Here is a 21,791-nt window from a genome sequence, read left to right on the forward strand (position 1 = left end):
TGTATTTGGGGGAATACTTACAGAAGAAACCTTGTATTTAATACAAGGTTTTTTACTTTATAATATTTACCTCAATTTCTAAATCGATCTTAAATTGATTGAGAATTTCGTTTTGAATTTTTTGAGCAAGAGCGTAAATTTCTTTTCCAGAAGCATTGCCATAATTTACAAGCACCAAAGCTTGTTTTTCATGAACTCCATAATTTCCAAAACGTTTACCTTTAAAACCTGCAGTTTCTATTAACCAGCCAGCAGGTACTTTTATTTCATTTTCAGAAATGATATAACTAGGTGTATTAGGATACTCTTTTTGAATTTCTAAAAACTGTGTTTTAGAAATCACAGGATTTTTAAAAAAACTTCCACTATTTCCTATTTCTTTTGGATCAGGTAATTTTGATTTTCGAATTGCAATAACTGCATCTGAAATATCTTTTAAAGTTGGTTCAGTAATTTGTTTAGAAGCCAATTCAGTTTCAATAGCACCATAAGAAGTATTTAAATTATGATTTCTTTTGGTTAATTTAAACGCAACTGAAGTAATTACATATTTCCCCTTTACTGAGTTTTTGAAAATTGAATTTCTATAGCCAAAATTGCAATCTTCATTAGAAAATGATTCTAACTTTGTAGTTTCTAGATTAACAGCTTCTAGTTTTGTTATGGTGTCTTTAACTTCCACACCATATGCCCCAATATTTTGTATTGGGCAAGTACCAACATTACCAGGTATTAAGGCTAAATTCTCTAATCCTCCATAATTTTGAGCTACACAATACAAAACAAAATCATGCCAATTTTCTCCTGCGTTTACTGTTAAATAAACAAAATCATCATCTTCTTTATCTATTGATATTCCTTTAAAATCAATATGTACAACTAGTTTGTCAATATCTTTAGTAAGCAGCATATTGCTACCTCCAGAAATTAGAAATACATTTTTTTCTGCTTTAAGTAATTGTTGTAGTTGGTAAACTGAATTTACACTTACAAATCGTTTTGCATTTACATCAATACCAAAAGTATTGTACTCTTTTAATGATATGTTTTCTTTGATATTCAATTATGCTTGATAAGCTTCTAGGGCATTCTTAAGAATTTCTACAGATCTAATTAAATCTTCCTTCTTTAAAACGTATGCCATTCTAATTTGATTTTTTCCTTCACCTTCAGTAGAATAAAATCCGCTTGCTGGTGCAACCATTACAGTTTCGTTATTGTAGTTGAAGCTTTCTAACATCCACTTTGCAAAATCATCAGTATCTGTAACTGGTAATTCAGCAACACAATAAAAAGCACCTTTTGGTATGGCTACTTTTACACCTTTTATTTTTTGTAATTCAGCAACTAAAGTATCTCTTCTTTGAACATATTCCGCTTTTACATCATCAAAATAACTTTGAGGTGTATCTAAAGCAGCTTCACTAGCAATTAAAGCATAAGTGGGTGGGCTTAATCTTGCTTGTGCAAATTTTATAGCTGTTGCTATAAATGCTTCATTTTTAGAAACAATACAACCAATTCTTGCACCACACATGCTATATCTTTTAGAAACTGAATCTATTACAATAGCATTATCTTCTAAACCTTCTATAGCCATTACTGAGGTATGCTCTAAACCATCATAAGCAAATTCTCTATAAACTTCGTCTGCAATAAGAAAAAGATCATGTTTTAAAACAATTTCTTTTAATTTTAGAATCTCTTCTTTAGAGTACATGTATCCTGTAGGATTTCCAGGATTACAAATTAAAATAGCTTTTGTATTTTTTGTAATTAGCTTCTCAAAATCTTCAATTTTTGGTAAAGCAAAATTATCTTCAATTTTTGAAATTACAGGTACAACTGTTACTCCAGAAGCTGTAGAAAACCCATTATAATTTGCGTAAAAAGGTTCAGGAATAATTATTTCATCACCTGCATCTGTTATACTACCAATAGTAAAAAGTAAGGCTTCTGAACCACCTGTAGTAACAATTATATTATCTGCAGATACATTCACATTATGGTTTGCATAATAGTTTGCCAATTTAGTTCTGTATTCTTCAGAACCTTCAGAGCGTGCATAAGATAAGGTTTCTATAGTGTTGTTTTTAACAGCATCTAAAGCTATTTGAGGTGTTTTAATATCTGGCTGACCAATATTTAAATGATAAACCTTAGTTCCTCTCTTTTTCGCATTTTCAGCAAATGGCACCAATTTTCTAATTGGTGATTCTGGCATATGAAGTCCTTTGATAGATATTGAAGGCATAATAATTTTTTACTTAAATTTTCCTGCAAATTTGCGAAATTAATTTTAAAAGTCTTGTTAAATTTCATAATCTTTAAAAGGTTTCCCACTCATTTTTTTAATAAAGCAAATCATAATTTGTATATTTAAATAGATAAGTTAAAAGAAGCATTTGAAACATAGAAAATCCATATTTATTTTACTTTTCATATTCTGGTTTATCAATACAGAAGCACAAGAAGGTTTTCGGTTTTTGAATCAGAAGAAAAAGAAAGTTAGTGTTAAGTTTAAATTGATAAATAATTTAATAGTTGTACCTCTTAAAATTAATGATAAAAAGGTATCGTTTATTTTAGATTCTGGTGTTACTAAAACCATTCTTTTTAACATCACCAAAAATGATAGTTTAGGTTTAAATAATTTAGAGAAAATTAAACTTCAAGGCTTAGGTAAAGGTGATGCTGTAGAAGCATTAATGTCTAAAAGCAATAAAATTTCTGTAGATAATATTCAAAGTAATGATGAATCTGTATATGTAATTCTAAGAGATTATTTTGATTTATCTGGTAAAATGGGAATTACAATCCATGGGATTTTGGGTTATGATTTACTTAAAAATTTTATTGTTAAAATCAATTACAAAACAAAGTATATTCACTTTTACAACCCTAAAAAAGTTAAACTCAAAGCCTGCAGAAATTGCGAAGTTTTTCCGTTAACATTTCATCGAAAGAAACCTTATATAAATACAGATATAAAGTTAGACACTATTGGTAATAAACTTACCAAAGTTAAATTATTGATAGACACAGGAGGTAGTGATGCACTTTGGTTGTTCGAAAATTCCAAATACAATATTCAAACGCCAAATCGTTTTTTTACAGATATATTAGGTGAAGGTTTAAGTGGTACTATTTATGGCAAAAGAAGTAGAATTCCAGCTGTACAATTGGGTAATTATATAGTTAAAGAGCCAACTGTATCTTTTCTAGATTCAGTTTCCACCAAAAACGCAAGGAGTGTAAAAGATAGAAATGGAAGTATAGGTGCTGGTATTTTAAAGCGATTCATTGTTTGGTTTGATTATGCTAATCAGAAATTAATGTTGAAAAAAAATGGTTCTTTAACTAATGGTTTTGATTACAATATGAGTGGCTTAGATGTTATTTACAGTGGAAAACAATTGGTGAAAAAAAGAAAAACCATAGTTTCAAATCCTGTTAGCAAAGGATCTGAAAACAGTAAAACAATTAATTTTATTAGCAGTTTTTCTTATAAGTTTAAACCATCCTTTAAAATAAGAAATGTGGTTAAAGGTTCACCAAGTCATGTTGCAGGTCTTCAGAAAGGTGATATCATTTTAAAGCTAAATAATGCAAATGCTGCAGATTTAACACTGGAATCTATCAATCAGAAATTTCAAGAAAGAGACAAAAAACGAATAAGGATAACCGTTTTAAGAAATGAGCAAAAAATGAAGTTTGAATTTTTTCTAGAGAAAAAAATCTAATTATTGAGAATCAGAAACAATACTTTTTTCTTTCTCCATAGAAACTCCTGTTAGAACAACGCCTTTAATTCGAATTACTTTTCTAGCATTCTTAGCGTTCGAAAAAATATTAATCGACTTAGAAAAACCACCAATTCTATTGGTATCATAAGAAACTTTAATTTCTCCTTTTTCTCCAGGCATAATTGGTTGCTCTGGTTTTTTAGGCACTGTACAACCACAAGTAGATCTTACATTTTTAATTATTAAAGGAGCATCACCCACATTTGTAAACACAAAAGTACGCTCGCCATTAGAACCTTTATTTACTTTACCATAATCTATAGTTTCTTTTTCAAACTTAAATTCTTGAGCATTTATGGAAAAAGAAATTAAAAAAACAACTAAAAAAGATCCGAATACTTTCATAACTAAGGGTTTAATACTGTAAAATTAGGGTTTATATTTTATTTTAAAAAATCAATGGCTAATTTTCTCTACAAAAAAGAGAATTGTATTTTTGCCAACTATATATCAAAAACGATTCCAAAGTATGGCAATTCCATCTAAATATGATGCAAGTAAGGTAGAAGATAAGTGGTATTCTTATTGGATGAAAAATAATTATTTTCATTCAACTCCAGATGAAAGAGAACCTTATACTATTGTAATTCCTCCACCAAATGTTACAGGGGTTTTGCATATGGGTCATATGCTTAATAATACAATTCAAGATGTATTAATTAGACGTGCACGTTTACAAGGTAAAAATGCTTGCTGGGTGCCAGGAACAGACCATGCATCTATTGCTACAGAAGCTAAAGTTGTAGCTAAATTAAAAGAGCAAGGTATTGCTAAAAGCGATTTAACTCGAGAAGAGTTTTTACAACATGCATTTGATTGGAAAGATGAATATGGTGGAATTATCTTAGAACAACTTAAAAAGTTGGGTGCTTCTTGTGATTGGGAAAGAACCGCTTTTACTATGGATCCAGAAATGTCTGAATCTGTAATTAAGGTTTTTGTTGATTTGTACAACAAAGGTTTAATCTACAGAGGTTATAGAATGGTAAATTGGGATCCTGAAGCCAAAACTACATTGTCTGATGAAGAAGTAATTCATGAGGAAAGACAAGGTAATTTATATTATTTAGAATATAAAATTGAAGGTTCAGAAGACACTTTAACTATTGCAACAACAAGACCAGAAACCATTTTTGGAGATACTGCAATTTGTATCAATCCAAATGATGAACGTTTTACTCATTTAAAAGGGAAAAAGGCAATTGTTCCTTTATGTAATAGAGTAATTCCTATTATTGAGGATGAATATGTAGATTTAGAATTTGGTACAGGTTGCTTAAAAGTAACTCCTGCTCATGATGAAAATGATAAAAATTTAGGAGATAAACATCAGTTAGAAGTAATAGATATTTTTAATGATGATGCATCTTTAAACTCTTTTGGATTGCATTATGAAGGTAAAGATCGTTTTGTAGTTCGTAAAGAGATAGCCAAGGAATTAGAAGAAAAAGGAATCTTAGTAAAAACTGAAGTACATACGAATAAAGTTGGTACATCCGAAAGAACAAAAGCTGTTATTGAACCAAGGTTATCAGATCAATGGTTTTTAAAAATGACAGATTTAGCAAAACCTGCAATAGATGCTGTTTTAGGTGATGACACTGAAATTAACTTAGTACCTAAGAAATTCGAAAACACCTATCGTCATTGGATGGAAAATGTTCGTGACTGGAACATTTCTCGTCAACTTTGGTGGGGTCAGCAAATACCTGCTTTTTTCTATGGAGATGGAAAAGAAGATTTTGTTGTAGCAGAAAATATAGAAGAAGCTTTAGTTTTAGCAAAAGAAAAAACAGGAAATACAGCATTAACAACGTCTGATTTAAAACAAGATGAAGATGCTTTAGATACTTGGTTTTCTTCTTGGTTATGGCCAATGTCTGTTTTTGACGGAATTAGAAACCCTGAAAACGAAGAAATTAAATATTATTACCCAACAAACGATTTAGTTACAGGACCAGATATCTTATTTTTCTGGGTAGCAAGAATGATTGTTGCAGGTTATGAATATAAAGACGCTAAACCGTTTGAAAATGTTTATCTAACAGGTTTGGTTAGAGATAAACAAAGACGCAAAATGTCTAAGTCTTTAGGGAACTCTCCTGATGCATTAAAATTAATTGATGATTATGGTGCAGATGGTGTAAGAGTTGGATTGTTATTAAGTGCACCTGCAGGAAATGATATTTTATTCGATGAAGACTTATGCCAGCAAGGAAAAGGTTTTGCCAATAAAATTTGGAATGCTTTTCGTTTGATAAAAGGTTGGGAGGTAGATGCCAGTTTAGAGCAGCCAGAAACTGCAAAAATTGGTTTATCTTGGTATGAAGCTAAGTTTCAAAAAGCTTTAGCAGAAATTGAAGATCACTTTTCTAAATATAGACTGTCTGATGCTTTAATGACCATTTATAAACTAATAAATGATGATTTTTCATCATGGTTATTAGAAATTGTGAAGCCAGCCTATCAACATCCAATAGATCAAGTAACCTTTAATGCAATTATTGAAGTTTTAGAAAACAATTTAAAAGTTCTGCATCCATTTATGCCATTCTTAACTGAAGAAATTTGGCAATTTATAGCAGAAAGAACTTCTGAAGAAGCCTTAATTATCGGAAAATATCCTGTTCAAAAAGAGCTTGATGCAGATATTATTAATGAGTTTGAATTTGCAACAGGTGTAATTTCTGGTATTAGAACTATTAGAAAAGATAAGAATATTGCGTTTAAAGATGCAGTAGAATTGTATGTAGTTAATAACTCTAATTCATCTGTTAAATTTGATAGTATAATTCAAAAACTTACAAATACGTCAACTATAAATTATGTGTCAGAAAAAGTTGATGGAGCATCTTTTAGAGTAAAATCTAACGAATATTTTGTGCCTATTTCTGCTGCCAATATTGATGTTGAAGCTGAAATTGAAAAATTATCTGCAGAATTAAAAAGAGCCCAAGGCTTTTTAGTAGGTATTCAAAAGAAATTATCTAACGAACGTTTTGTTGCTAATGCACCAGAAAAGGTAATTACTTTAGAACGCAAGAAAGAGGCAGATACTCTAGCTAAAATAGAAACCATTATTGGTAGTTTAAATTCTTTAAAATAAAATCTTTTAGCCATCCATAATAAATTGGTTATATTTAATTTCTCCTAAAAATAAAACGAAATGAGAAATTTAATTTTACCAGTATCAATTTGTATGTTAATGATGACTTCTTGTGTTTCTAAAAAGAAATATGTCGAGTTAGAAAATAAATATACAGATGCTAAAGGCAATCTTCAAAAGCTACAATTAAAGCAAGAAGAAATAGACAGAAGAGTTGAAATGTATTATGATAAAATCAATTCTTTAAAAGACGATAATGCAAATTTAGAAGAAGAAAATGCTTTAAAATTTGATGTAAATAGCGATAATATTGTTATTTCTGATAAAGGCAGAGCAATTATGGATGCAACTCTAGCTAAGGTGGATCCTAAAAAATTAGCAGAAGCAAAAACTTTAAAAGATTCACTAAATCTAGCTTTATCTTATAATATTATTACTCAAACTTTGGGTGAAGCAGAACTATTAAACTCAGATGAACTAGACATTGATATAGATGAAACAGTGGTTATGATTTCTGTTTCAGATAAACTATTGTTTAACACAGGTAGTTATCGAGTTAAAGAAAGTGCACTTTCTTTAATTACTAAAATTGCTGATATTGCAGAGTCTGAGCCAAGTATTGATATAATGATTGAAGGGCATACAGACTCTCAATCAATTAGCAATGCAACAGTTCAAGACAATTGGGATTTAAGTGTAAAAAGAGCCACTTCAATTGTTCGTTTATTGCAAAATAAATTTAAGATTGATGGTAGTAGGTTAATTGCTTCTGGTAGAGGAGATACTGTGCCTTTATTGCCAAATACATCCTCTGAAAATAGAGCGAAAAATAGAAGAACTAGAATTGTTATTCTACCTAATATTAATAAGTTTTTTGCACTTTTAAATAGCGAAAAGTAACGTTTACAAAAAATAGGTCAAAAAAAAACACTCCAATTTGGAGTGTTTTTTTATTTATAATAATGATTTTTTATACATCTTCAGATTTTCCATGATTTTTATAAAACTGCATTACAATTAATGAACCTACTACAGATGAAGCAATACCTTCAATTACAAGTGTAAATAACAATTCGTATATAGATAAATCTCCTCCTATTAAAAATGAATTATTCATTGTACTTAAAAATTCAGGATTTATGAATTCAATATATACTAAAACTCCTAATGTAGATAATAATACTCCTATAATAGAAGTACCAAAGGCAACACCTGCATTCTTGGCATAACCAGTCATGTTATTTGTTTCAATATTTGTTTTAACAGCTTGTCTAATACCAATCAATACAAATATTAAATTTACAAATCTTAAATAAGGATTACCCTCTAAGCCTAAAGCTTTAGATAGGAAAAAGAATCCTCCAATCATTAAGACGATTAATATTGCATTTTTGAATATAATTTTTTCTTTTGACATAGTGTTTATAGTTTTTAGTTAATCTTTAAACAAAAATAGTTAAATTTTAACAAAACTGTCTTAAAGAAAGTCTAAAACTATATTTTAAGATAAAAATTGGGCTTTGTTTTTTTACTTCTTAAAAATAAAATAATACAAGAATTTATTATTTAATATGTTGGTTTTTAGTGGTTTTGATGGCTTTTCTAAACCTTAATGTAGCTAATAAACCAACAATAGGAATAATGGTAAATGTTGTAAATAAATGCTGATATTCAACAATTGTTGGATTTTCGCCTAACATATAACCGTTAAACAAAGACATAAAAATATCAGGAGTAAAACCAACTACAGAAATAATACCAACTAATGTTCCTGTAAATTGAATTGGAGTTTTGGTTTCTTCGATAATAGCAAAATACAACCCTCTTAAGGCATACGTACCTAATGCCATCATTATAAATGTGCTGAAAGATAAAGCGATTGGTAAGGTTTTAAATAAACCCAATCCTAATAGTAAAGAAGCAATAATAAGTAAAGAAAAACTTGGAATTATAATTTTTGAAGGCATATACTTGTCTGCAATCCAACCAATTGTTATTGCTGCTATTGGTCTAATATATTGAATAAGAACTGCAAAATAAGTAGCTTCTTCAAGGCTGTAATTCCAGACATCTTTTGCATATGTGCCATAAACACCCGTTAATTTATAAGAACAATAAGCACAAAATATTATTATAGAATGATAAATTACCTTTTTCTGCTTCATTAAACTAAATCCCTTTTTAAAGTCAAATTGAAATTCTTTGCTCTCTTCAAACTCCGATTTTCCTTTCGGAATAAATAGCCAAACTAATAAAGCTATTACAAAAACAATAGTTGTGATAGAGCCAATAATGTATTGCAAGGTTTCTACTTTATGTTCAAAGGTAATTTCAATTCCTTTTTCTGGAAAAAAATAAGTTAGAATTCCTGCTCCAGATAAAGCAATGGTTGCAGCAAAAAAACCTCTACCCCCATCTAATAAACCAAAAGAAATACCTTGATTATTCTGGTTACCCCATTGTCTAGTTGCCTTTATTAAAGAAGACCAAAATAAAAGTATGGTAGATACTCCCCAAAATGCATAAAGTGCTTTTAAACCAATGATAGATGGCATTAATGTTAACCAAAATCCACCTAAAGCTGTAAGAATTAGCGAGAGTGTTAGTAATTTTCTAGGTTCATATTTGTCTGCAATAAAACCCCCAAAAAAATAAGAAGCAACAGCAGTAATTCCATATAGGGCTTGTGCTTCACCTATTTGAGCATCTGAAATTAAAAAGGCGTCTCTAATTACAGGTTTAAACACACGCATTAAAATAAAAGGTAATAGAAAAATGGCTTCTCCTGCTATGATTAAGGAGAACATGGATGCAATTTTTTTCTTTTGTATCAAAGTTTTCTAGGTTAGACTTTAAAAATACAAAAATAGAACTGACTTTAATTAAATTAAGGCTTCTTTTAAAATTGTAATTGGGTGTTTTGCAATTCTGTTAGTACCATCATAAATTTGATGTCTACAACTTGTACCTGCAGCTACAATTTCGGTTTCTGAACTACAATTTCTAACTTTTGGAAACAATGTGTCTTCACCAACTTGCATTGAAACATCATAATGTTCTTTCTCATAACCAAAAGAACCAGCCATTCCACAACATCCTGTATTCATGATTGTTACCTTATAATTTTTAGGTAAATTCATAATTTGAAAGCTAGAACTTGTTCCTGACAATGCTTTTTGATGACAATGACCATGAATCTTTAGTTGCTTTTCTTCTTGAGTAAACAGCTTATCATTAATATTACCTTTTTTAATTTCATTTGCTAAAAATTCTTCGAAAGTAAAGGTGTTTTTAGCAATTTTTTCAGCGGCTTTTTTATCATCAGCCAAACGTAAATACTCATCTCTAAACGTTAAAATTGCTGAGGGTTCAATGCCAATTAAAGGTGTATCCGCAGTTACAATATCTTTAAAATAATCAATATTTAAATTACATACTGCTTTTGCCTCCTTTAAAAATCCTTTAGAAATAAAACTTCTCCCTGATTCTGCATGATTTATCATTTTTAAATCATAGCCAAGTTTATGAAGTAATATAAAGGCATCTTTTCCAATTTCTACATCATAATAGTTACTAAACTCATCACAAAACAAGTAAACTGTTTTTTTGTAAGTTTTAGAAGTAAATGATTGCTTAGTATACCATTTCTTTAAGGTTTTAGGAGCTAACTTTGGTACGCTTCTATGTTGGGCGACTCCCATAATAGCTTTAGTTAAAGAAGTATTTAACACCAAATTTGTAATTGAAGGAGCTATACTACCTAGTTTATTGTACTTAACATTGTTGGCAAAAAGTTTGTTTCTAAAAGAATAGCCATTTTCTTCTTGATATTGATAAAGAAATTCTGCTTTCATTGTAGCTACATCCACATTACTTGGGCATTCAGAAGCACACGCTTTACAACTTAAACATAAGCTTAACACTTCTTTTAACTCTGCAGAATTAAATTTATTTTGTTCTTTGTTGTTCGTTAAAACTTCACGTAAAGTATTGGCTCTTGCTCTGGTTGTATCTTTCTCATCTTTGGTTGCTCTATAACTTGGGCACATTGTTCCACCTGCTTCAACAGGTTTTCTACAATCACCTGAACCATTGCATTTCTCAGCCATTCTTAGAATACCTTTACTATCCGAAAAATCTTGAATAGTATCAATTTCTGGTTCTTTACGATCTATCTCATAACGTAAATTTTCGTCCATGGCAAAAGCATCAGTTACTTTACCTTTATTGAAAACATTGTTTGCGTCAAAAGCTTTTTTGATTCTTCTTAACAACTGGTAATTTTTATCGCCAATCATTAAAGGAATAAATTCTGCACGAACAATTCCATCTCCATGTTCACCAGAAAAAGAACCTTTGTATTTTTTTACAAGTTCTGCTGTTTCTGTGGTAATTTTCCTGAAAAGTACAACATCGGCTTTTTTCTTTAGGTTTAGAATTGGTCTTAAATGCAATTCTCCAGCCCCTGCATGTGCATAATACACTGCATTTTGCTGATATTTTGCCATAATTTGAGTAAACTCTTCAATATAGTTTGGTAAATCTTCTAAGGCTACAGCTGTATCTTCGATACATGCCACTGCTTTTTGATCTCCAACCATATTTCCTAAAGCCCCCAAACCTGCTTTTCTTAAGTAATGTACCTTTGCAATATCCTTACCATATACTTTTGGATGATGATAACCGAAATTATTTTTAGCTAAATCTGCAATTAATTTATCTGCTAATAATTGTGCCTCTAGTAATGTTTCTGCAGCAACTTCTAGCATTAAAACTGCTTCAGGATCACCTTGTAAGAAAAACCTATTTTTTGCTAATTCTCTATTGTTTTTTGTACAATCTAAGATGGTTTTATCCATCAGTTCACAGTTGTACAAATTATGTTTCATTGCAATAACAGTAGCTTGTAAGCTCTCATTAATACTTTTAAAATGAGTACAAACCATAATACTTTCGGTAGGAGGTAAGTCATCTAACTGTAAAGTAATTTCGGTTGTAAAGGCTAAAGTACCTTCACTACCCGTTAAAAACTTTGCAACATTTATGGTTTTTTCTGTTCCACCAAACAAGTCTGATTTTAAAAACTCATCTACTGCATAACCTGTATTTCTTCTGTGAATAGCTGGTTTTGGAAACTCATTGTGTATTTCACTTTGAGCTTCTTTTGGTGAAAGTTCATCAATAATTGATTTGTAAATTTTACCTTCTAAAGTATCTAGTTTGGTTTTTTGAATAAACTCTTGAGATGTTATTTCTTTAAAAACAGCAGTACTTCCATCACTTAAAATTGCGTTGATTTGTATTACTTTATCTCTAGTGACACCGTATTTTATAGAAGTACTACCTGAGGAATTATTACCAACCATACCACCAATCATACATCTGTTAGAAGTAGAGGTGTTTGGGCCAAAGAATAAACCATATGGTTTTAAAAATCCATTTAAAGAATCTCTTACAATTCCTGGCTGTAAAGTAATGGTTTTAGATAGTTCATCAAAAGCTATAATGTTTGTAAAATGTTTTGAAACATCAACTACAATTCCATCACCTACACATTGCCCTGCTAAAGATGTACCTGCAGTTCTTGGTATTAATGTGATATTGTTCTTAGTAGCAAAATCAATTAAAACTTTTATGTCTTTTTCATTGGTAGGGTATGCAACTGCTAAAGGAATTTTTCTATACACAGAGGCATCTGTAGCATACAATGTTTTGTGTAAATCATCATACAAAACATCTCCTGAAAGTGAATTGTTTAAGCTATCTAAAGTTGTGTTTGAAATCATCTAAAAAAGTGAACTATCTTCTTTACAAATATCTGAATAATATTATCAATTATTGCAATCTGTAAGAAGGTTTCACCATTTTTATTAATTTGATAAAATGATGCAATTCTACTACCTAAAAATGAATTAAGTTGAAAAATAAAACGGTTTTGCTAGTAATTAATGAGCAATGTTTATCAATCTAGATTCATTTAAACCATTCTCGTTTGAAAAACGAACAAGATAAATTCCGTTTGAAATTTTACTGGTATTCAGTATAATTTCATTTTTAGTATCCTTTACATTTTTACTTAAAATTTCTTTACCATCTAAACTAAAAACTCGAATAGTTTTAATGTCTACTTTAGCATTAATAGTTACCAATGTTTTAGCAGGATTTGGATACATTGAAATTGAATTTTCCTGAAAAGAATCTGCAGATAAACTCGTAGATTCTCCATAAAATTCAACTTCTGTAATGTTTGTCCAAACGCTTTTACGTGAATTTCCGTCTGTATTAAATCTTCCAAAACCTATTAATTTTACATAACGTGCATTCTCTGAAACTTGATAAGTATCAAAATCTGTTCTAGTGCCTGTTGTAGTTGTGATTAATAAATCATTTGATGTTGGTAGTAATTTTGTAAAATCACTTGAATCTACACCTGAAGTAGACACCCAAATTTGCAAGCCATAAGGGTCTGATTTATCATCTGTCGCGATTTGAATTAAATCTAATTGATATTCATCACTTAAATCAAAAATTACATATTCTCCATCTCCTTTATAGTCTCCAGAAAGAATATCTCCATCATCTGCTGTCCATTGTGTAGAGAAATTTTTGTCTAAAGCATTTGTAGCAAAATTGGTTTTACCACCAGTGTCTTGCTGTTTCGAATACGAATGTATGGTTACAGGAGCTCCATTTGTACCTGTATTAATTAAGGTGTACAAATCTGTTAAATTTGCACCCTCTTGATTTACGCTTAAAGTTCTTACAATATCATCTCCACCAGCAACTTGAGAAAATGTTACAGAACCACTTCTTGAGGTTGTTTCTGAGTTTTCAGTTACATTAACTGTTACTGTTGCACTTCCTGTACCAGAGGTGGTAGATATTGTGATCCAATCGTTATTTGATACTGCTGTCCAACTGACATTTGCAGTTACATTTACATCCTTGCTTGAAGCAGAAGCAGCAAATGTTTCTAAACTACTAATGGTTAAGTTTTCGGATATTTCTATGGTGCAATCTCCATCAGTAATACTTTCACCTAAATTGTTGGTGAAACATGCTCCAATTCCATAGCCAACCATAGCATCTGTAGTAGCTATGTATGTGCCTAAACTTGCACCTTTATTTGTTGAAGATGATCCTGAAAAAGTAAACATTTCTCCATTTGTAGTTGCAATAATTCCATTTTCTTCAGAAAACCCAGTATTTGTAACTCCTAAATTTGTGCCTGTAAAAACATTACCAGAATAAGATAAAGTAGTTCCTAAATCTGCATATGAAGTGTTAGTATCTCCAGAAATTATATCTGATAAGTTTGGATTACCTGCATCAAAATAGATAAGATTGTTGTTCACTGTTCCTGTAGGATCTGTGCTTCCTTTATCAGTATTATAAAAAAGCGGAGCATTTGTATTTACGAGAGTGTTGTTAGACACATTTATATTTTCTGATTTCTGATATCCATTAGAAACATTATCTGAAGTACAAGAAACGTCTGCATTTGCACTACCACCAATAAAGGTAATTCCATTATTCCATTTTGCCTGATCTTGCACTGTAATACAATCTTGAATATAATTGTTAGTAATTGTGTGATTGCTATCTGTTATTCGTATACCTCCAGTTCCATCTACATTCTCACCTAAAAAAATATTACCATCTACAGTGGCATAAGAACCATGTCTTAAAACCAAAGAGCCTCTGCATCTTCTAAAAGTGTTGTTGGTAATTATATTTCCTTTGCTTTTATTGGTAATGATTTCATTTTCTCCATCAGATTGCACAAAATAATTGTTGCTAATGGTTACATTACTATTTACCATTTGATAAGAGCTTGTTCCAATTCGAATGGTTTCACTATCACCAGCATTGGAAAGTTGATCTCCATTTGCTTTTCTACCATATAAATCTTCCATTTTTTGAAAATTATAGAAGTAGTTTTTAGTAATTGTATGACCAACTTCCTCACAGCTATTATTTACCTCAGGTTCTCCATCTGTAACTTCAGGAAAAGCATTGTATGAATATTCTCCTAGAATAATTGCACCAGAACTAACTTTATTCATAAATGAACAATTTATAACTGTGTTATATGTTCCATATAAAACAATCCATCTATGTTTGGTAATCTGCTCATTGGCTAAATCTTCTGCTAGTTCATTAGGTTCTATGCCTAAACCATCAATTACACAGTTTTGGATAGTACTATGATGTGCAAAATCTTGACCATTTCTAAATTCTATAAAATTACTAGCTCCATAACCACCTTTCCAATGAAAACCATCTACTACCAAATATTCACCAGTAGCAATTTTAACTCCATTTTCAGATTCACCACCAATAGTTAATCTGGGGCCTCCAGTAAAAACTACACCTCCAGGAGTTTCTGCTCTAAAAGTAACAGGGTTTTCTTCTGTACCAGAACCTAAGAACTGAATTCTTTCATCTGTGGTATAGGTTCCGTTTTTTAATATTATTACATCTCCAGGTTCATAAATAACATCTCTTAATTTTTCTGGATCATCAATATTATAAGTTGTTTGCGCAAAATTTTGAAGTGATATTAAAACGATAATTACACTTAAAAACTGTTTCGAAATAAAAGGAAAACTTCTAGAATTTTGAATTGGGGATGTCATTTTTTTCTTTTTTAGTTGATTTTTTTTTGGTAAACCAAAGTGGTTAACCAAATATATGAAAAAAATATTCAATGAAATTCTAGTTATTTTAAAGTTTTAAAACTTTATGAATGAGATGTTTGTTGTTTTTTAAAGTGGTTTTTAAAAAGTAAACTCCTTTTGCAAGTGTACTTATGTCAATCTGATTTTGCAGGCTTTTAATTGTAGTAACCTTAGATGAAATAGGATTAATTATTTCCATCTTCAAAATTTCTAAGTTATGTGAATATTTTAAGTTTAAAATATCATTTGCAGGATTTGGAAATATTTGAATTTCGTTAGTACCCATTTCAAAATTGTTTAAGTTTAAGATAGATTTAGCACCTAATGGTTCAATTTTAAAATAATCTATAATCATGGTATGACTTCCAGACCACTTGAAATCACCAGCCCAAGGCAAATGTCTGTAACCAATGATTACTTCTGCCCAACCTTTTGCAATATTTGTATTAAAAGATTCTTGCAAAACATCGTCTATAAAGAAATCTACTTCATCTGCTCTCCAATCTATGGTGTAATTATGAAATTTATCATCTACCAAAGAAATATTATCGCCATTTGCATCAATTATCGCTTTTGCTGAACCTGTATGAGGTAATGCTGTGTTTTCATCTGCGTCTCTCCAAGTATTAAATCTTGCGTCTGTCCATCCATTTGGAGGCAAGGTTTCATGTGGTGCACTATTTTTATCATTTGCAACTAATTCTATATCTACCTCATTAAAGGTAGAACCCACCTGATGGTAGGTAAAAATAAATGCGACCAAGCCACCATCTACAGGTGCTCCTTTCATTCTAACTTCTAATCTGTGATTTTCAGCCACTCCTCCAAACACTAAAGTTTGATAAGGGTAAGAGGCATCTGTGTCATTAGAAACATCTGCATCAACAGTAATATAGGCTTTACCATCACCAGGAATAAATTTACTCCATTCAGTCTGACTTGGATTTATATCATTATAAAATTTCCAATATGAATCTGCAGGAATATTAGTGGGTAACCCTCTTTCATTAAAATTTTCCACATAATTTATCTGTGCTAAGCCTATAAAATGCAAATAGCAACAGATGGTTAAAAGTAATAACCTTTTCATAAAGTTATTTTTAGATATTGACAGTCAGCAAAATACGTATAATTTTTAATTTATATTCTGGGTAGTTTGTTAAATGTTAAAGTTTCTGTTTCTTAAAAACAATAATTTAACCTGATGAAATTAAATTTACGAATTCATATATTTGTTAGATAACTAAATTTTAATCTAGCAATGAAAAAACTTTTTGTTTTCTTTCTTTTATTTACAATATACAGCTCTGCACAACAGGTAGATTTATCTTATTATTTGCCTTCAGAGAATTATGATTCTAGTATTCCTAAACCTAAAGATATTATAGGTCATGAAGTAGGTGAGTGGCATATTACACATGATAAACTTGTGGAATATATGAAAGCCTTGGCAGCGTCTTCAGACCTAATTTCTATTGAAAATAGAGGTAAAACTTATGAAGGTAGACCTTTGTTATTGTTGACGATTACATCTGCTGAGAATCATAAAAATTTGGAACAAATTAGAAAAGAGCATATAGATGCTACAAATGATGCTTCATTAAGTGTAGATAACCCAATAGTTGTGTACCAAGGATTTTCAATACATGGTAATGAACCAAGTGGATCGAATGCTGCATTGGCTGTTGCTTATTATCTGGCAGCCTCTAAAACTGCAGAAACTCAAGATTTGCTAAAAAATACAGTAATTTTATTCGATCCTTCATTTAATCCTGATGGTTTGCAACGTTTCGCTTATTGGGCAAATACCAATAGAAGTAAAAATATTAATCCAGATCCTAATGATAGAGAATATTCTGAGATTTGGCCAAGAGGTAGAACTAATCACTATCAATTTGATATGAATAGAGATTGGTTGCCAGTTCAATTGCCAGAAAGTAAGGCAAGAATTGCCACTTTTCATAAATGGTTACCAAACATCTTAACAGATCATCATGAAATGGGGAGCAATTCTAGTTTCTTTTTTCAACCAGGAATTCCTAGTAGAACAAATCCATTAACACCACAAATGAATCAAGATTTAACTAAAGAAATTGCTACATATCATGCAAAGGCTTTAGATAAAATTGGTTCTATGTATTATTCAGAAGAGAGTTTTGATGACTTTTATTATGGTAAAGGTTCAACTTTTCCAGACATTAATGGTAGTATAGGTATTCTTTTTGAGCAAGCAAGTTCTAGAGGTCATGCTCAAGAAACTACAAACGGAATTTTAACTTTCCCATTTACAATTAGAAATCAAGCTACAGCTGCTTTTTCTACATTAGAAGCAGCAAATAAAATGCGTTTAAAGATTTTAAAATACCAACAGGATTTTTATAAAGAAAGTAGAAATACAGGGTCTAAAAATGCTATTGTTTTTGGTGATGAAAAAGATGCAGCCAAAACTTTTCATTTGGCAGAAGTTTTAAAAAGACATCAAGTTAAAATTCATGAAATAAAAAGTGACTTCACTCAAAATGGAAAGAATTTTAAGAAAGGATACAGTTATGTAGTACCTATGAATCAAAAAAATCATAGGTTAGTGAAAGCGATGTTTGATGTTAGAACTACTTTTAAAGACAGCCTATTTTATGATGTTTCTGCTTGGACTTTTAACCATGCTTTTGACGTTGATTATGCAGAAAATATTTCATTATCAAAAGCAGGTAACGAAATTACCAACCTTGTACTAAAACCAGGTTCAGTTTCGTTTAAAAGTGATTATGGTTACTTAATGCCTTGGAACGAGTTTTACGCTCCTAAAGCTTTACATGCCATTTTACAAAAAGGTTTAAGAGCAAAAGTTTCAATGAAAAACTTTAAAAATGGAGGTATTTCTTACGAATATGGAACCATCTTTATACCTGTTCAAAATCAAAAATTAGATGCTTTAGAAATGTTTACGTTTTTGGGTGAAGTTGCAAAAGAAAGTCATATTAATATTAATGCAGTGAATACTGGTTTAAATGATGGTATAGACTTAGGAAGTAATAATTTTAGAGCTATTACAAAACCAAAAGTAGCTATGATAGTTGGTGATGGAGTTGCTGGTAACGATTCTGGAGAAATTTGGCATTTATTCGACCAACGTTTTGATATGCCAATTACACGTTTAGATACTAGAAATTTTAATAGAGTTAATATTGCGAAATACACCCACATTGTTATTCCAAGTAGTGGCCTAGAGAAATCTGCAATAACTAAATTACAAACTTGGGTTAGAAATGGTGGAGTATTAGTTGGGTATAAAAACTCTGCAAGATGGTTGGCTAGTAATAAAATGATCAACATTAACTTTAAGAGGGCCAAAAGAGATTCTATAAAAGATGTTTCTTTCGAAAACAGATCGTTAAAATCTGGAGCACAGGTAATTGGAGGTGCTATTTTTGAAGCAAAATTAGATAGATCTCATCCTATTAACTTTGGCTACAAAGATGATAAATTGGCTTTATTTAGAAACTCAACCATGTTTATGGAAGCAGATAAGGATAGTTATAACAATCCTATTCAATATACTTCAGAGCCATTGTTAAGTGGCTATATTTCTAAAGAAAATGCAAAAGTAGTTCCGAATACAGTTCCTTTTAAAGTAAGTAGATTTGGTAGAGGTAGAGTTATTGTTTTTACAGACAATACCAATTTTAGGGCGTTTTGGTTTGGTACTAACAAACTATTAATGAACACTATTTTCTTTGGTGATAAAATGTAATATTTTATATCGTTAATTACTTTTAATTAATATTGAAAAATCGCGAAGCTTAAATATAGGCTTCGCGATTTTTTGTTTAAAGATAACTCTAGTAAAATGTTGTAACAAATAGATATGTACATCGTCTTATTTGTATAACCAACTAAATATAAATGAGTTTTTTTAGAGTTTTATTTGCTATTATTTTCCCTCCATTATCAGTGATTGATAAAGGTTGTGGATCTTTTTTTATCATATTTTTACTAACACTTTGTGGATGGATTCCAGGAATAATAGGTGCTTTGGTAATTTTAAACAATCCTAAGAATTAAGAAACTTGTTCACCATTTTTAATGGTTTTGCTAGGTTGTAGTAACACAACCTTACCATCAGTATTATAAACACCCAAAACCAAAACTTCACTTTTAAAATTTGCTATTTGTCTGGATTTAAAATTGATTATAGCTGAAACTTGTTTGTGAAGCAGCTCTTCTTTGGTATATAAATCTGTGATTTGAGCACTAGATTTTTTAATTCCTAAAGAACCAAAATCAATTTTTAATTGATAAGCTGGTTTTCTAGCTTTAGGAAAATCATTAACCTCTATAATGGTTCCAACTCTAATATCAACCTGTAAAAAATCTTCAAAAGTAATTTCATCTTTCATATTATTTATTCTTTTTACCTAGTTTTTGAATTACCCAAAGTGGGCCAATTAGCAAGAATTCTAAATCTTTTAAGAAAGATGGTTTTGCACCTTCTATTTTATGACCGTAAAATTGACCAATCCAAGCAAGCACAAAAATAGTTAGAGATACATAGAAAAGATTTGCAATATTACTAATCCAGAAATTACCAATTATACATAGCAAAATTACAAATAGCATTTCTGCAAAATACCAAAAGCCTAATCTTAAATAAAAGATTGAAATAAACACAGTAATAACAACTGCCCAGTTTTCTATTAACGGATTGTAGAGCCCTAAATTACTTTCTAAAAAACCTGTTGGAATACTCATTAATAGCCCAATAACACTAAAAAATATTAAAGGCACACAAATGTAATGTATGGTTTGGTTGGTTTCATTTTGATGACTTACAGCATATTCATCAAAGTAAGCTTGTGCAGATTTCATATCAGTAAAATTAAAAAATAAAGGTACTATTTTTTAAAATTAAATTATTGCCAGCCTTTTCTTTTTATTAATTGCTCTATATGTGCATAATGATGTTGACAGTGCCAAGCGTAAATACCTATATTTTCTTTTAAAGTTTTTACACTATTTCCTGAAGGATGCACAAACGTTTTTAATAAATCTTTTTCGGTTAAACCTCTTAAAAAATAAACCCATTTAGAGTGGAGTGATTTTAATGCATCTATAGAAAGTGATATTGGCGCAGATTTCGAATCTTCCAACTCAGCCCATCTGTCTTCGAAATACGCTTTTATGGTTGGGTTGTCTTCAGTTAAAGCCCATTTAAAGCGGGTGTAAGAATTATGGTGACTATCATAACAATGATGAATTACCTGTCTTACTGTCCAGCCTTTTTCTCTATAAGAAGTATCTAATTGCTTGTCTGATAAATCTTTTACCAAAAATTCTAATTCTTGAGGAAAACGTTCAATGTCAGAAATCCAAATTTCGATATTTTTAGAAGTAATATTTTCAGGAATTTGAACTAAACCAATAGGATATTTTAAAGAATCTATTTCCATTTATTTTTGTGTTAACCTCTCTAAAAACTTTTTAGAGTTTTTGTTTTCTGAGTTAATTTCTAAAGATTTTTTAAAGTTTGCAATCGCATTTACAGTATCCTTTTTTAAAAAATAAGCTTCTCCTAAACTATTGTACACATTAGAACTTTTAGGATATAGAGCAACATTAATTTTAAATAGTTCTAGGGCTTTATCATTTTCATCTTTTCTTATAAATTGATAACCTAATCTATTAATTTTATATTCTTCAATAAGGAAATTTAAAGAATCTTTTTTCTGAATTTTCAAGTAAGCCTCCTTTGCCTTTTGATATTCTTCTGCTTTAAAATATTCATTAGCCGTTTTTGCTCCTTCTTCCATCTTTTGAAAATAGTATTTAACTCCATCATGTTCCACCTTCTCAGCAAGTTCAATATGCATTTCTGGTTTAGCTACAAAAAGCATTTTTTCATTCAATTCTTGCATGTAAAAAGCGCTATCATTTACTTTTAACAATTTAATATCATCATTTCCTCTCCATTTTGCATGCATAACATCATCTTCAAAATAAATTTCTAATACTTCATTGGCATTAAACAAATACCTTCCTGAAGTTTTATTGATAAATTCTTCTGAATTTTTTTGTGATGTACAACTTGCAAATAAAATTGCTAAGGGCAATAGATAGATAAATTTTTTCATGGTACTTTTTTGGTTGATTTGTTATAAGACGATTGATTTGCATAAATTGTTACAAAGAGCCAACCCCAAT

General features: G+C 30.2%; 17 protein-coding genes. 5 read left to right on the forward strand and 12 right to left on the reverse strand.

Annotated elements, in window-relative coordinates; all coding sequences use genetic code 11:
• Nucleotides 1-52 precede the first annotated feature (52 nt).
• Complete coding sequence (gene murB / locus V7R38_RS08080) at nucleotides 53-1,063, reverse strand: UDP-N-acetylmuramate dehydrogenase (protein ID WP_334057410.1); 1,011 nt, start codon at nucleotides 1,061-1,063, stop codon at nucleotides 53-55.
• Nucleotides 1,064-2,254: a pyridoxal phosphate-dependent aminotransferase gene (locus V7R38_RS08085; protein WP_334057412.1), complete on the reverse strand. Its 1,191-nt coding sequence runs from the start codon at nucleotides 2,252-2,254 to the stop codon at nucleotides 1,064-1,066.
• Between the two features lie 151 nt (nucleotides 2,255-2,405).
• Between V7R38_RS08085 and V7R38_RS08090 the strand changes: the two genes are divergently transcribed.
• Nucleotides 2,406-3,743 (forward strand): aspartyl protease family protein, encoded by a 1,338-nt coding sequence (locus V7R38_RS08090; protein ID WP_334057414.1) that lies wholly within the window; start codon nucleotides 2,406-2,408, stop codon nucleotides 3,741-3,743.
• On the opposite strand, the gene V7R38_RS08095 is transcribed toward V7R38_RS08090, so the two are convergent.
• Complete coding sequence (locus V7R38_RS08095) at nucleotides 3,744-4,151, reverse strand: DUF1573 domain-containing protein (protein ID WP_334057416.1); 408 nt, start codon at nucleotides 4,149-4,151, stop codon at nucleotides 3,744-3,746.
• Between the two features lie 124 nt (nucleotides 4,152-4,275).
• Here V7R38_RS08095 and V7R38_RS08100 point away from each other — a divergent pair, with 124 nt between their 5' ends.
• On the forward strand, nucleotides 4,276-6,912 hold the full coding sequence (locus tag V7R38_RS08100) for a valine--tRNA ligase (RefSeq protein ID WP_334057418.1): 2,637 nt from the start codon (nucleotides 4,276-4,278) through the stop codon (nucleotides 6,910-6,912).
• Nucleotides 6,913-6,972: 60 nt separating this feature from the next.
• A complete protein-coding gene (locus V7R38_RS08105) occupies nucleotides 6,973-7,812 on the forward strand; it encodes an OmpA/MotB family protein (protein WP_015480521.1) in 840 nt (279 codons plus the stop codon).
• Nucleotides 7,813-7,882: 70 nt separating this feature from the next.
• On the opposite strand, the gene V7R38_RS08110 is transcribed toward V7R38_RS08105, so the two are convergent.
• The 5 genes from V7R38_RS08110 to V7R38_RS08130 form a co-directional block, all read right to left on the reverse strand.
• Nucleotides 7,883-8,329 carry a hypothetical protein gene (locus V7R38_RS08110; RefSeq protein WP_334057421.1) on the reverse strand — a complete coding sequence of 149 codons (447 nt, stop codon included), beginning with the start codon at nucleotides 8,327-8,329 and terminating at the stop codon, nucleotides 7,883-7,885.
• Nucleotides 8,330-8,474: 145 nt separating this feature from the next.
• The gene (locus V7R38_RS08115; protein ID WP_334057422.1) at nucleotides 8,475-9,746 is read right to left on the reverse strand and encodes an MFS transporter; all 1,272 of its coding nucleotides are present in this window, start codon (nucleotides 9,744-9,746) and stop codon (nucleotides 8,475-8,477) included.
• 48 nt (nucleotides 9,747-9,794) lie between these two features.
• Nucleotides 9,795-12,698, reverse strand: coding sequence for an FAD-binding and (Fe-S)-binding domain-containing protein (locus tag V7R38_RS08120; protein ID WP_334057424.1), 2,904 nt, complete (start codon nucleotides 12,696-12,698; stop codon nucleotides 9,795-9,797).
• A 159-nt stretch (nucleotides 12,699-12,857) separates the two neighbouring features.
• On the reverse strand, nucleotides 12,858-15,551 hold the full coding sequence (locus V7R38_RS08125) for a chondroitinase-B domain-containing protein (RefSeq protein ID WP_334057426.1): 2,694 nt from the start codon (nucleotides 15,549-15,551) through the stop codon (nucleotides 12,858-12,860).
• Between the two features lie 88 nt (nucleotides 15,552-15,639).
• The gene (locus V7R38_RS08130) at nucleotides 15,640-16,683 is read right to left on the reverse strand and encodes a family 16 glycosylhydrolase (RefSeq protein ID WP_334057428.1); all 1,044 of its coding nucleotides are present in this window, start codon (nucleotides 16,681-16,683) and stop codon (nucleotides 15,640-15,642) included.
• A gap of 171 nt (nucleotides 16,684-16,854) precedes the next feature.
• On the opposite strand from V7R38_RS08130, the gene V7R38_RS08135 reads away from it, so the two are divergent.
• Nucleotides 16,855-19,344, forward strand: a complete 2,490-nt coding sequence (locus tag V7R38_RS08135; RefSeq protein ID WP_334057430.1) for a M14 family zinc carboxypeptidase — start codon at nucleotides 16,855-16,857, stop codon at nucleotides 19,342-19,344.
• Nucleotides 19,345-19,496: 152 nt separating this feature from the next.
• The gene (locus V7R38_RS08140) at nucleotides 19,497-19,655 is read left to right on the forward strand and encodes a YqaE/Pmp3 family membrane protein (protein WP_015480514.1); all 159 of its coding nucleotides are present in this window, start codon (nucleotides 19,497-19,499) and stop codon (nucleotides 19,653-19,655) included.
• On the opposite strand, the gene V7R38_RS08145 is transcribed toward V7R38_RS08140, so the two are convergent.
• Genes V7R38_RS08145 through V7R38_RS08160 form a run of 4 tightly spaced genes read right to left on the reverse strand, consistent with a single transcriptional unit; the run spans nucleotide 19,652 to nucleotide 21,721 of the window.
• Nucleotides 19,652-19,990: a tRNA-binding protein gene (locus V7R38_RS08145; protein ID WP_334057433.1), complete on the reverse strand. Its 339-nt coding sequence runs from the start codon at nucleotides 19,988-19,990 to the stop codon at nucleotides 19,652-19,654. The genes V7R38_RS08140 and V7R38_RS08145 overlap by 4 nt on opposite strands.
• 1 nt (nucleotide 19,991) lies before the next feature.
• Nucleotides 19,992-20,459 (reverse strand): Mpo1 family 2-hydroxy fatty acid dioxygenase, encoded by a 468-nt coding sequence (locus tag V7R38_RS08150; protein WP_334057434.1) that lies wholly within the window; start codon nucleotides 20,457-20,459, stop codon nucleotides 19,992-19,994.
• A 44-nt stretch (nucleotides 20,460-20,503) separates the two neighbouring features.
• Nucleotides 20,504-21,040 carry a YfiT family bacillithiol transferase gene (locus V7R38_RS08155; RefSeq protein WP_334057436.1) on the reverse strand — a complete coding sequence of 179 codons (537 nt, stop codon included), beginning with the start codon at nucleotides 21,038-21,040 and terminating at the stop codon, nucleotides 20,504-20,506.
• The gene (locus V7R38_RS08160) at nucleotides 21,041-21,721 is read right to left on the reverse strand and encodes a tetratricopeptide repeat protein (RefSeq protein WP_334057438.1); all 681 of its coding nucleotides are present in this window, start codon (nucleotides 21,719-21,721) and stop codon (nucleotides 21,041-21,043) included.
• Nucleotides 21,722-21,791: the final 70 nt, after the last annotated feature.

It is taken from the genome of Polaribacter sp. P097, from assembly GCF_036864555.1.
Taxonomy (GTDB): Bacteria; Bacteroidota; Bacteroidia; order Flavobacteriales; family Flavobacteriaceae; genus Polaribacter.